The organism is Vibrio kanaloae (genome assembly GCF_024347535.1).
GTDB lineage: Bacteria > Pseudomonadota > Gammaproteobacteria > Enterobacterales > Vibrionaceae > Vibrio > Vibrio kanaloae.
Genome location: NZ_AP025497.1, coordinates 1,466,056 through 1,479,868, shown reverse-complemented (window position 1 = coordinate 1,479,868; position 13,813 = coordinate 1,466,056). Strand labels below are relative to the sequence as shown.

The following is a 13,813-nucleotide window of genomic DNA, read 5'->3' as shown; positions in this document are numbered from 1 at the left end:
CGGTAACTAATCGGTAATTTTTAACTAGGCAGTCACTTTGTATTGAGATTCCATTTCACTCACTCCAAGGCCTGAGTGCTTAGTTACCTTCAACTGAACCGGGACACGCTCTTTCAATGCTTCAACGTGGCTGATTACACCAATCATCTTGCCTGAAGCATTCAAGTTATCTAATGCGTTTAAGGCAATATCCAAGGTATCGCTGTCTAGCGTGCCGAAGCCTTCGTCGAGGAACAGTGAATCAATGCTGGTCTTGTGGCTCACAAGGTCAGATAGCGCCAATGCCAATGCCAAACTCACCAAGAAGCTTTCACCACCCGAGAGCGTTTTAGTATCTCGCATCACGTCGCCCTGCCAGGTATCTAACACTTGCAGTTCTAACCCGTCATCCGCTTTACGTTGTAACTCGTAACGGCCATGCAAGCGTTGCAACTGCTTATTAGCTAGATATACCAAATTCTCAAGGGTTAAGCCTTGAGCGAACTTACGGAATTTGTCACCATTTCTGGAACCAATCAAAGAGTTCAAACGTGAGATATCATCAAACTCTAATTGCTGTGCTTCAATTAGCTTAAACAGATCTTGTTGGTTACTACGGTTTTGACGGTCCGTTTCTAAATTCGCAGAAATAGCACCAATTTGAGAAGCATGGCTCTGTCGTTTGTTTTGATATTCAACCGTCGCCTGCTCGACTTCACTTTGCGGTGTGGTGCTCCACGTTGCGGCTTTTTCATGATCTTGCAGCTCAGATCGATTAGCTTTGGCACTGTTCAACCTCGCCTGAGCACTCACGATTGCTTCATCAAGTGTCTTCTTCAAGCTTCGCAGTTGTGCGGTTAACGTTTCATCAAGCAGTGAAGACTCAAAGTCGGCATCAGTTACGAAAGGACTCGACGCTAATGCCTTTTCCCACAATTGCTTCATTTCAACTTGTGCCTGTTGTTTTGCCGCCAATTCTTCGGTATAACTGGCGTGCTTAGTTTGTTCTTTTAGATGTTCGCGTTCACAACCGTTGAACTCTGTTTGAGATACTTCTAGGCTAGTGATGGCGTCATTCATTTTTTGCTTCATTGCTTGAATCGTTGACTGAACATCGTTATCACCAAACAATTGTTTTCTTGATTCAGTGATCGACGCTAGCTCTTTAGTTAAAGATTCAACCTCAAGGTTTGCGTTAGCGGTCTCGTTGGCTAGCGATTCCAATTTGTCATCGAGTGCTGTCAGCTCTGCACGCTTACTAATCAACTGTTTATCTAACTCATCGTGTTGCAGCTTCGTCGCTTGCCATAAATCAGAAGCTTCCTTTTTTTGAGCAAACCAAGCGTCAATATGTTCAAGTTCTGGCGCCTCAATCGAGGTCTCAGCAATACTTTCTTTAAGTTCAGTCCACTGCAATGCTTTGGATTGGGAGCACTTTTCAGCTTGATCAACCTGAGCCTGCGTTTTCGTAGTTAGATCCGTTAGACGTTGTTCCGATAACTCCAAGTTCGCCTGCGCTTTATTGGCCATGATGCTTGCTGTTGTACGTTGTTTTTCAGCGTCTAGGTAAACATTTTTCGCATCAATCACGGCACGTAACTGGTAAATAACTTCGTTAAGCTGTTGCTCACAAGATTCAGTAAAAAAGCTTACCGTTTCACTATCACCTAGTGCCTCAATAGACGGTAGCTTGACGTTTAGCAAGCCACCTTGAGACACAAAACTCACATACACTTGTTCAAGTTTATTTAAGGTGTTTGCCCAATTTAACTTTGCTTGTTCAACATCAGCCTGCGTACGTTTAAGCTCATCTTTAATCCCATTAATGATTGGTACAATCGAATCCAACCGCTGGCGATGTTCAGTGCCTTCTTTTTCAATAACCGCGAGAACTTGTTCTTCACGTTCTTTTTGTGAAATCAAATCCGTCAGATCTTGTGACTGTTCAATCGCATGATTAGCTGAGCCACACAATGGACAATCCATCCCCGGCTGCAACGCCGCGCGATACTTCGCGAGCTCGCCTTCTTGCTCAATTAAACGAATCAATCGTTCAAGTGACGTTTTGTTTTTTTGGTAACGCTCCACCAGAACTTCACGCTCTTGCGTCAATTTATCCGACCGATGAATGTGGTTAGAAAGCTCAGCTTCTTTAACAACAATACGCTGAGTGGCTTGTAGATAACCACGATTGATATCGACTAGCGTGTTGGTATGACGGCTCCAATATTCAAGCAGATCTTTGCTTTCATTCAGTGCCCCTTCACTGTTTTGTTGCTGCAGTGTGTCCCATTTAAGCTTGGCGTCATTCTCGACAGCAACTCGTTCAGCCAATGTTTTGTCTTGTGTAAGTTTCAACTCTCGAGATGTCTGTACTAGCGTTTGCTGTGTTTCTAACGCTTTGTTGGCACCTTGAACACTACTTAATAATTCAGTGTGCTGCGTTTCAAGGGCTCGAACTTGATCGACTTTGAATTGCCATTGCCCTAGGTACTTTTCGAGTTGCTTATCGGCTTGATGCGTCTCTAAATACTGTGCATGGATCTTTTCTTGTTGCTGAACAGAAGCGATGGCTTGGCTGAGTACTGTATGTTTGTGACGTTGTTCAACCTCTTGTTGATTCAAAGCTTTAACGTTTTTCTCAGCCGTGACTTGTTTGTCTTTGAGTACTGAGATTTGGTTGTCTAGCGGTCGAACTTGCTCAATGATCTTCTCTTGATCTTGTTGTTCTTGTTTTATTTGCTCAACCAGCGCGCTTTGCGTTTTAAGCTTGTCACTAGCAGCTGATTTCTCTGCATCTCGCTCAGCTAATCTTTTCGTGCTGCTTTCAAGGTTGGCTTGAGTCACTTGCACATCTTGATCGCTGCGTTGCACATCTTTATACAGTGGGCGCAATTTTTCTGCAGGCTCGCTTTTAGCTAAGCGATCCAGTGAGGGTTGGTTTTCAGATAGGTTATCTTGTGCTTGTTTTAAGTCTTGCTCACCATTGACGATAGCCAAGTCAGTTTTGGTTACGTCTTTCCACCAGCTTAAATGGGCATTCCATTCGACCAGTTGCTGAGCCAACACAGCTTGCTCTGCTTCTAATCTATCGCGATCCGTTATCAACTCTTGAATTTGTTCTTCCGTTAACAGACTCACCCCCTCGGCCTTGGCTTTAAGGTGATTAAGTGACTCTTCACTCGATTTAAAGTGATCGTAAATCCGTTCTGAAATCAAGCTGTAGACTTCTGTACCAGTCAACTCTTCAAGTAACTCAGCTCTGTCGTTAGCATTTGCGTTTAAGAAAGCAGCGAACTCGCCTTGCGACAACATTATCGATTTAGTGAATCGAGAAAAATCCAAACCCGTTACGGTTTCAACCCTCTTAATCTTCTTAGTCAGCTGCGTTTCTAAAATATCATCGCTATCTGCATCTGCAAGCTCACAGGTCGGTGTTTGCAGTGCCCCATCGTGTTTGCCGCGCGCTCTCTTATGGTGAAAATTGGAGCGGTAAGTTTTACCTTTTACTTCAAATTCAATCTCAGCAAAACACTCACCTGTACCACGTGTCATCAGCTCATTGGTGCCCTTGGCAATACTTTTCAAACGTGGTGTACGGTGGAACAGTGCCAAACACATCGCATCAAGAATCGTGGTTTTACCGGCTCCAGTTGGGCCAGTAATCGCGAACAAGCCATTTTCGGCAAAAGGTGACTTTGTGAAATCGAGTTTCCAGCGACCTTTTAAGGAGTTTAGGTTTTCAAATTCTAAGCTTAAGATTTTCATTCTGGATTACTCTTCTGAACCGTTTAAACCGTCAGTTCCGTGAGAAACTTCGGCAATCACTTGCTTAAACTTGACAGTCATTCTTTCTAAGCGTTCTTTCTCGGTGTCACTTTCAAACTCTTCAAGGGCGATACGTTTTTCAAACACATCCATTGGCGTGAGTTCCGCTAAGGTTTCGGCAGATTCGTGTTCTAACGCTTGGTTGCGGCGTTCTCTTGCTCTTCTTAACTGAAGCACTTCAACGTTTAAACCTTCGGTTAACGCGCGCATGCGCTCTTGCAAATCCGATAAGTAATCTTGCGCTTGAACTTCTATCGACAACCATACGCTTTGCTCCTCTTCCATATCAATATATTGATTCAGTTGAGATTCAATTTCGCTCAAATCGCCTTTGATTTCGGCCAGAGGTTGGAATATCGGTACTTCAAGTTGAGAAATCGAGCGCTCACCTTGAACAAACTCAACCACACACACTTGCTTTTTAGATTTCAGTTCATCAAAACTGAGCGGAATTGGCGAGCCGCAGTAACGAATGTGTTCACGCTTAGCGACCACTTGAGGGCGATGAATATGGCCTAGAGCAATATAATCAGCATTTGGGAAACCATCTGCAGCAAAACCATCAAGGTTACCAACATAAATATCACGCACCGAATCAGATTGCTTAACACCCATGGCGGTCAAATGCCCTGTTGCGATGATTGGCATTGTGTCGCGATTTTCGAAAGTATTACGCTTAGCAACGGCCGCATCGTAGACGCTTTGATAATGTTGTTTGATCGCATCACCCAGTTGTTTCTGACGTTCCACCCCCTTGACACCCGCTTGGCTAGTTAAAACATCACGAGGGCGGATAAAAGGAATCGCACAGACTAAAGCTTCAACCTTGCCACTCTTACCTTTCAACTCGACAACCTGAGTCGCATGATCTTCATTAGTATTCGGAATCACATCTGCACCCATATACTTCAGTAATTGCTGTGTTTCTTTAAGCACTGAAACCGAATCATGGTTACCACCCAATAACACCAGTTGACAGCCAATCTTATTCGAGTCTACAACAAACTTGTTATACATCTCGCGAGCATAGCTTGGTGGAGTGCTGGTATCGAAAATATCACCGGCGACGATAATCGCGTCGATATCATGTTCAGTCACTTGCTCTAGCAACCATTGCAAAAACCGTTCATGTTCATTCTTTCGGCTTTTATTGTAGAAGTTTTGGCCAAGGTGCCAATCGGACGTGTGAAGAATTTTCATTGCGGCTCACTGGATGTCTGTAATATCCATAATCTACCAAAATTGTTCGCACAATTCTTTTTATAAGCTTGTGAAAACCAACTAATTTGGCAGGTTTATGTGAAGTCAATTCAGGTGCATACCAACGACGACTGAGCAGGCGCTCACCGTGAGATAGGTTTGACAATCAAATAGGCAGAGCCATGATTAGCTAATACGACGGTTCAATTGAAGAAGCTCCCATTTAGTCTCGTAAAGCTCCTGGAAAACCACGGCCATTCTATATGATACTGAGAATAACAATTCGCCCCGTACAACTTGTCAATTAACAAACTAATCAATTGATTTTTAAGAATTTTAACTACCCCCTTTCAATTTAATAAATGTTACATTTATTAATAGAATTCAGCTCAAATTTTGAACCCTAAAAATCGACCACAGTGAGATCTTACTGCAATTTCATTGATTGAAAGAATGATACAAATCTAATTGCATACTACCGTTTGAGTGATTTTTGAACGGGCGTTTCCCGATCAAATAACTGACTTAACACGTGCTTTTTCGCACAGTTTTCGAAGGAGTCAGTTTTAGCCACACAACAATAAGGATGCAACACAGATGAATCAAGGACACACACTTACCACCCTTACTTTAGCCATTATGGCTTCAGCTCATGTTTCCGCGTCAACGATAAACAACAATACGGATCCGCAAGCCATTAACTCTCCCTTTATTCAAAACGTAAAAGGTACGATTGTTGAGGATTACTCGCGAAAAACCATCAAACCTTCACTTTTCTCTCTGAGAACAATGAGTGCCGCTGATGAGCAACGTGGTGATTGGTTTAACCTATCGGCAAGTTACACAAGGTTGCAAGGCGTAGGTTCCGATGTTGTGTACGATTACTTAATGCCACCTCTTAAGCCGCAACCAGTTATCGTTGCTGTTCTTGATTCGGGGATTGATATCACACACGAAGATCTAAAGAATAAACTTTGGACCAACGAAAATGAGATCCCAGATAATGGTATAGATGATGATGGCAATGGGTATATCGATGATATACATGGCTGGAACTATCTGGGTAACTCGCTTGGTATTAACGTTGACCACGACACATTAGAAGTAACCCGAGAGTACAAAAAATACCTTGATTTAAAAGAGAATGGGCATTGGATTCCGCGAAAGAAGCAAAAATACTATCAAGCGGTTGAAGATGATTACCTGTCAGCGTTAAAAGATAGTCAAGATTCGTTGAGTCGTGTGACGATTGCGTTTGAGCAAGCTGATCACTACAAAACAGATATTCTTAAGTTCACTGAACACAGCGACTTTTCAGTCGAAGGGCTACAAGTTTTGTTGAATCATGACAATGCAAATGTTGTCTCTGCAGCTGAAGGACTCTTGAATATATTTGACTCGTGGTACTCGTTCGAATATTTAGAATCACGTCGTAGCCGTTATCAAGACTCTTTAGATTTCCACCTTAATCTTGATTTTGACACTCGTGCAGACATCGTTTTAGATGACATCACTAACCCTTGGGAAAAAGGTTACGGTAATAATGATGTGAAAGGCCCAGTCGGTTCACACGGAACACACGTTGCCGGAATCATCGCAGCTGAACGTAACAACTCCGTGGGTATCGATGGCGTGGCAGATCATGCTCAGATCATGGCGTTGCGTATGGTGCCTAATGGTGATGAGCGAGACAAAGATATCGCCAATGCCGTGCGTTACGCCGTAGATAATGGTGCGAAAATCATTAATATGAGCTTCGGGAAAAGCTACTCGCCACGTAAATACGTCGTCGATCACGCATTCCGTTATGCTGCTCGTCATGGGGTTCTCATCGTTCACTCTGCGGGAAATAGCCGTAGTGACAACGACATCAAACCAAGTTTTCCAAACCGTTATACAAAAAACTACCGTTCAAAGCCAATTTCAACGTGGTTAGATGTGGGGGCATCAGCAAAATACATTGATGAAGCACTCGTCGCTAGCTTCAGTAACTTTGGTCAGGAATCCGTTGATGTGTTCGCGCCGGGATATCGCATTCTATCAACCACACCTGGCAACACTTACGGGTCGAAAAGTGGTACCAGCATGGCTGCTCCAGTGGTCTCTGGTATTGCTGCGCTGGTTTGGTCTCGCTACCCTGATTTATCCGTAAAAGAGCTCAAAGCAATGTTAATGGAGCACTCTAAAACTTATCCGGAACAGCTTGTCCAGAAGCCATCAAGCCCTGAAGATTTGGTTCCTTTTAATACGCTTTCCATCTCAGGCGGAATTGTCGACGCTGAAGCCATTTTCGCAGAAATAGCAACCCGTTAACGATTAAGAAGAATCACTGATAACCAAATAAAAAGGTTGCTGAGAGCAACCTTTTTATTTTCTAAATATTGAGGGCTTTGGCCATGTTAATAACCCCACAGCTCAATTCATCACACTGCAATGCTCATGAAATGGCTGTTTGGATCTAATCGGTAATCCGCGAAAGGTTCACAATAATCAAAGCCAAATTTCTCATACAAACTACGAGCAGGTTTAAAGTATGCTTCCGACCCCGTTTCTAAACTTATTCGTTGATACTGGCGAATAATGGCTGTGTCCAAAACGTGTTGTAACAACTTGCTTGCTACACCGGACTGCCTCGCAAATTGAGAAGTTCGCATCGATTTAAGCTCTGCGTGGTTGTGATCAAGCTCTTTAATAGCAACGCACCCGAGTAATTGGTTGTCTTTCCAAGCACTGAAAAAAGTAATCTCTGGTGATTTCAAGGCTTTAATATCCAGCGCGTGTACACTCTCAGGTGGAGAAGTCGCATACATATCCGCTAAATGTTCTTCTAGTAACTCAATCACTTCCCCGCCCGACAAGTCGTCGATTTTTATTTCCATAGCTGATTCATTTTCCTTAATAAACTCTTAACCCATTTCGACAATGTAAACTGGCGCCACCTTCATAAATCATGGATATCATGGTTTTACTATATAGTGTCGCTGCATTCATTTCCGATCCATTTTTAACACTCAAATAACAATAAAACAACCAATAGCATGGCACGGTTCTTTACTCAAAGTATCTGTTTTCAATAAAAAAATAGTCAAGTCGCTAGAAAATAGAATAACAGCGTAACTGCAAACCTATAACCTATAACCTATAACCTATAACCTATAACCTACGAATGAAGAGCAATGAGAATTGTTTTAGAAATGAGCGTAATCGCTATTTAAGTCGAGAAGTTAATCTAATATTTTCTTGTTATTTTCGAGTACTAGTTTAACATGCGCCACCCCCATTTTTTCAGCAAATGCTGCAGGTAACTATGTCCGCCAATGTACTCTATACCGACCTATCTGGTTACTACGATTTAATGTGCGTCGACATTGACTACCAAACTCAGAGTAACTGCGTTCGTAGGCTACATCAGATTTTTGGCAACGAAGGTAAAACGCACTTAGACCTTGGATGTGGTACTGGCCCACATGTTCGACACTTTATTGATTTTGGCTATCAAAGCAACGGCCTTGATTTGAATAGACCTATGCTAGACATTGCTCAATTACGTTGTCCTGAAGCCAAATTCTCTTTGCAGAACATGAGCAACTTTGAAGTATTTGAACCTCTGGATCTGATTACTTGCTTCTTATATTCAATCCATTACAACGACGGCATAGACAAATTGAAAGAATGCATTGCGAGCGTTCACAGAGCACTTAAGCAAGGCGGTATATTCTGCTTCAATGTAGTAGACAAAGAGAAGATCAACAACGACCTGTTTGTTAGACACACAACGAACCAAGAACAAGACAATTTTACTTTCCGTTCCGGTTGGTATTACTCGGGTGAAAGCAGCAAGCAGGCGTTAAAACTCACGATTGAGAAAACCACCGCAGGTAAAACACAAGTTTGGAATGATGAACACCCGATGGTGGCGTTCTCGTTCAAACAGTTGATCGAAATATTGGAGCCCTATTTTGATGTTCATATCTTCGAACACGATTACGATAAGCTATTGCCTTGGGGTAACATTTCAGGAAATGCACTGATCACGTGTGTCAAAGCCTAGTCAACTCATTCAACGTATAAAGCCTACGCGCTTACTCTACTTGTTTAAAATCATAGTGAGTTTAAAAGCTAAAACGAAAGCCCCACGCAACAGCTAAATTGAATTGCCCTCAATAGTTGGTCACCAATTATTGGGGGCTTTCTTTATTGGTTAATTCATTTAACTGGCGGTCCATACCAAACGTAAGCGTGTGTCTTTCGCAATGATAACAAGATGAATATTAAAACAATCTTTGTGGGGAGATCGCCATTTGCTTTCTATACCCTACTCCCGGGACAATAATAGCGTTCAACTAGTGAGATAAAGTTCGCTTTGTCTACTTCACTAAGCTGGTTGATACCTGCCGCTGCTTTTCTACCGCCACCCGTTGCGAAGCTAGAGCAAATTTCATCGGCACCGGTTCTGTTTGATAATGGTGCCCGCAGGCTCACCGTGTAAGATTTACCATCTTGATTTTTCGTTAACACCGCTTGTGCACGATGGGAGTCTTGATTTACGATCTCATTACCAAATACACCACTAATGCGTCTTGCCCAAGCCTCTCCCGGCAGTTCAAACACACGAACGGCTTCACTCTCATATACTGGGACTAGGTTCGATAATTGTTGATGATCATTTTGATAAGCCGCGCGCAAGCGATAAAACACGGAGTCTTTGTCATCCAAAAGGTGAAATGGATTTGGATATTGATAAAGAGTTTGGTAAAGCGTAATAGGCGTGAAGTGTAGGTCGCTCAATGACGTACCGTAACCGTTATAGTTAACCAAAGTACCCAGCTCTTCCAAAAAAGCGATTTGGGGGTCATCAAATCCATTTTCAACCGCTAACTGTGTTGCAACCGTTTTAAGGTTATCACCAAAAGCCGCGGCAATTGCCCATGCTACATACTCACCGTTTAGCTTTTGATTTATCAACAAACTGGTACAGCACTCTGGCGCTGTATTAACAAGAGTCTCCAGGTGCTGAGATCTCGGAACTTCTCCCGTGCGATGGTGATCGCAATAGAATACATCAATATTGGCATCTAACAGATTGTGTAACGCTGATAGGTTTTTCTCCATGGATACGTCCAATACCGCGACAGACGAAACATTTCCCTGCTCGACCATTTGAGTGACCACTTGAGACACTAATTTAATGTCTCGCTTTACACCTGAGATCAACACACTGTCTTTTGGCTCGCTTAAACGCAGCTGTAATAACGCGATGATGCCATCTGCATCTCCATTGAATACATCGTAATGCATTTGTCTTTTTCCCTTCTGAGGCTTAACCACCAATTGAAAATGTGGCCCTCGATCTAATTAAGTTGATACGCTACTTTATAGACAGTTTGTCATCATTTTAGGTCGATTTCACATATACTTAAGGCCATTTTGGAATGCCTTATTCTTCTTTTACAGTCGTTATTGATTTAGAAAACTCAACAGCTTCCCACTATCCCCCTCTGTTACTGCTGCTACTACTACCATTAAGATCAAAATGGCACTGTTTTTCATTCTATAACGTCACTTCCCTGTCATTTTCATCTTGTCAAATTAGCCTTTAGTATTTGTTTCGAGCATAAAAAAGCGCAGATAAACTGCGCCTTTTAGTTCTTGCTTGCGATACAACGTTTTGTTGAATATCGCTTCTCTATCAGAGCGAGCTATGACGTCTTAAACTGCGCGACCGCCCTATCCATATCATTGGCTTGTTCAGCTACTTTATCAACTTCAACTAAACAGTGTTGAGCTGATGCATTGTTGTCGTTAGAGATAGTATTCAATTCCGTGATCGAATCGCTCACTTGTGCCATTACGGCACCCTGCTCTTCAATAGCAGAAGCAATACGCTCGGAGTTTCCTTGTATGCTTTCCATATCACTCAAGATTAATTGTAAGCTTCCGTCTAACTCTTCTGAATCTTTTAACGTCAGTTGCCCTTGCTGGTTGCATTCGCCAATTTCGGTCATCGAGGCATGCATTTGGCTTTGGATTGCGGTTACTACACTGGTGATTTCCGTTGTTGACTGATGCGTTCTGCTTGCGAGTGCTCGAACTTCATCGGCAACAACGGCGAAGCCTCGCCCTTGTTCCCCTGCTCGCGCTGCTTCAATTGCTGCGTTCAATGCCAGTAAATTGGTTTGTTCTGCAATGCCTTGGATGATGTTCACCGCATCACCAATTTGATCAACATGATGGTTCAACGAACTAATGGAATCTTGACTGCTTGAAAGGCGTTCAGACAAACGTGTGATGTTGTCAATGGTATCTACCACGACTTCGCGTCCTTTATCGGCATTAACTTTAGCTTGATGTACACCTTCTGCGGCGACCGATGTGCTCTCTGAGATTTCACCGATAGTTAGCACCATTTCTTGTACTGATGCTGTCATCGTTGAGGTGTGATTTGCTTGCACTTCAAACTGTTTAATGACCGACACCAACTCATCATGCATGTTAGACGTACTTTGTGTCAGTTGAAGTGACTTAGATTGAGATGCGGCGATCAAACTCTCTAGTTGGTCAAGCAGTTGGTTGAAGTATTGCCCTAGTTTTCCGAGTTCGTCTTGGCCGTCGAGGTGCGAACGAATTGACACGTCGTTAGAATCCACAATATTTCTAATAACCGCGAGTAAAGATTCAATCTTACCAATGATAGAACGCACGATTAACCAGCTGAACACAATGATAGTCAACAGTAGTGTGATACACAGGATGTTGTTTATCAAAGAGCGTTGATCCATCTCTTCTTGAGCTTCTCGATCAAGTACTTCTGAGAACTCTGAAAATTGATTTTCAATAGCGTGAGAGGCAGAACGTGTTTCCCCCAACAGACCTTCATTGTGCTTTAAGCCAATAACTCGCTTCTGCGCGACTACTTGCTTTGCAGCATCTAACAATGCGCTCGAATTCACGGTAAGCACGCTTGGATCGAATTCCCCCTTTTCAATCAGGTCATTAAATCGGTATAGCTCGACTTTTTGTTCCGTATTGGCTGTTGCGCTGATGTTGTCCAATTGTGCGTAAAACTGCCCGAGCAAACCTTTATCACGTGCTAATCCAATAACTTCATTCGCTTTTACCAGTTGAACAAAGCTTGTGTAGTACGTTTCAATGTCTTGTCGTAAGCGTGTGCTGTTGACCAAGCCTAAATCGCTAAGTACCACGTTGAGTTGCGCTTCAGACGCTAAGAATTTGTTGTAGTTAGTGTCGAACTTGTCGAGATATTTCAAATCGCTACGTAACAAGAAGTCTTTCTCGTTACGGCGCAGGTTGAGCAAACGAACTTCGAGTTCTTTGGTAATCTGCTTAGCCTGGCTCATCTGAGCGGTTGTGTCTGCAAATTGTGAAGTGGTAAACAGCAATGAAATCATGCCGAAGATGGAAAACATTCCCAGTGAATAGAGCTTTTTCTTTATGTTCATATAGGTAACTCGTCTTGACTAATCTAACTATGGGTATCTAAGTTTTTATGTGTATTTTACTATCTAGCTCTCGTGGTATAACTCGTGCTGTTTCATTCTTTTTAGCTGTAGCTGTAGCGAACATTAAGCTAGGAGCATGAAACGAATGCAACTCATCGACAACACCGTTCTCAATGGCATTTGAACCCACCCGCTAACATTAAAATTATCAATAACACAGATAAGTTACATATACATTAGTAAGGCATTAAAAATTTGCAGGTCTAATTTGATGGGTTGAATAGGGTTTGAACAATTGACGACACAAAGCTTTGAATCAAAAGACTTTAGCCCTTTATTTACCTAAAAATTTTTATGCTCTTATTTTGACTCATCAGAGCAGTTTATTTCCTCATCAACCCAGCCTAATAGTTGCTTGGTCGCTTTAGACAAGACTTGGTTTTGTCTAACGACATAGCCTAGGCTAGTGCTAGAGAATCCGGTAAGTGGTGTAATTTTCGACTTCAAATACTGTTTGGTGGATATCGCAAATTCAGGAATGATGGCGACACCAAACCCCGCTTCTGCCCAGTCGATTTGGGCGTCAACACTCCCTACTTCCATCACCCTGTAATTAGATAAATTAAGGCTTGGCAGACCTTCATCGATAAAATCACGAGTTCTTGTATCGTGGCCAAGCAGAATCAAAGTTAGCTCTGTATCAGACTCAGCCTCCTTAGCATCATTTTTTTTATGATTATCCGCAATTTGGACTTCAAACCCATCGCCAAGTGCACACCATGATAACTCCTGAAGCTCAACAAAATGCAGTGACTCATTCTGTTGCTCTTTGGAAATAACAAAACCAAGATCGGCTTGAGCATTCTTAACCAAACTCGATGCTTGAGATGACGTGGTATTCAATAGCGTAAGGTCGATACCCGGATACTGCGCTTTGAACTTCTGGAACGGGCGAATCAACAAGAACCGAGAAATGATGTCACTTACAGCAATGGTTAACGTCCCTATTTTAAGGTCGTTTATAGCATTGAGATCCGTCTGACAAATCTGTAGTTCGAGTAACGTTCTTTGGCTTGTTTCCAATAACCTCTCACCCGCTTGAGTCAGTTGAAATGGGCTTCTCTCTATCAACTTAATACGCGTTTGTTGCTCTAATTGCTTTAAGTGCAAGCTCACATTGGGTTGCGTCATGTGCAGTGCATTCGCCGCTTTCCCGAAATGCTTATATTCCGCTAGCGTCACAAACGTCTTCAACAAATTAATATCAAGCATCATATCCCTCCGTGTTTTTCCACATTATATATGGAATCCTTATCAAGATAATAAAGATAATTAATTTCTCTTAT

General features: G+C 42.5%; 8 protein-coding genes. 2 read left to right on the top strand and 6 right to left on the bottom strand.

The features are described 5' to 3' along the window. Window positions 1–24: 24 nt before the first annotated feature. Window positions 25–3,747 carry an SbcC/MukB-like Walker B domain-containing protein gene (locus OCV24_RS06885; RefSeq protein ID WP_150878536.1) on the bottom strand — a complete coding sequence of 1,241 codons (3,723 nt, stop codon included), beginning with the start codon at window positions 3,745–3,747 and terminating at the stop codon, window positions 25–27. Window positions 3,748–3,753: 6 nt separating this feature from the next. Further along, entirely contained in the window at window positions 3,754–5,007 is a 1,254-nt protein-coding gene (gene sbcD / locus OCV24_RS06880; RefSeq protein ID WP_017057377.1) for an exonuclease subunit SbcD, read from the bottom strand. A gap of 597 nt (window positions 5,008–5,604) precedes the next feature. On the opposite strand from sbcD, the gene OCV24_RS06875 reads away from it, so the two are divergent. Beyond that, a complete protein-coding gene (locus OCV24_RS06875; RefSeq protein WP_150878535.1) occupies window positions 5,605–7,320 on the top strand; it encodes a S8 family peptidase in 1,716 nt (571 codons plus the stop codon). Window positions 7,321–7,430: 110 nt separating this feature from the next. Here OCV24_RS06875 and OCV24_RS06870 read toward each other — a convergent pair whose 3' ends face one another. After that, a complete protein-coding gene (locus OCV24_RS06870; protein ID WP_017057379.1) occupies window positions 7,431–7,886 on the bottom strand; it encodes a GNAT family N-acetyltransferase in 456 nt (151 codons plus the stop codon). A gap of 428 nt (window positions 7,887–8,314) precedes the next feature. Between OCV24_RS06870 and OCV24_RS06865 the strand changes: the two genes are divergently transcribed. Next, window positions 8,315–9,058: a class I SAM-dependent DNA methyltransferase gene (locus OCV24_RS06865; RefSeq protein ID WP_150878533.1), complete on the top strand. Its 744-nt coding sequence runs from the start codon at window positions 8,315–8,317 to the stop codon at window positions 9,056–9,058. A 257-nt stretch (window positions 9,059–9,315) separates the two neighbouring features. Here the strand turns inward: OCV24_RS06865 and OCV24_RS06860 are convergent, their stop codons facing one another. From OCV24_RS06860 to OCV24_RS06850, 3 genes are all read right to left on the bottom strand, one after another. Continuing rightward, a complete protein-coding gene (locus tag OCV24_RS06860) occupies window positions 9,316–10,305 on the bottom strand; it encodes a DHH family phosphoesterase (protein ID WP_150878531.1) in 990 nt (329 codons plus the stop codon). 401 nt (window positions 10,306–10,706) lie between these two features. Beyond that, entirely contained in the window at window positions 10,707–12,416 is a 1,710-nt protein-coding gene (locus OCV24_RS06855; protein ID WP_137034235.1) for a methyl-accepting chemotaxis protein, read from the bottom strand. 411 nt (window positions 12,417–12,827) lie between these two features. Continuing rightward, window positions 12,828–13,742: a LysR family transcriptional regulator gene (locus tag OCV24_RS06850; RefSeq protein WP_046224117.1), complete on the bottom strand. Its 915-nt coding sequence runs from the start codon at window positions 13,740–13,742 to the stop codon at window positions 12,828–12,830. Between the last annotated feature and the right edge of the window lie 71 nt (window positions 13,743–13,813).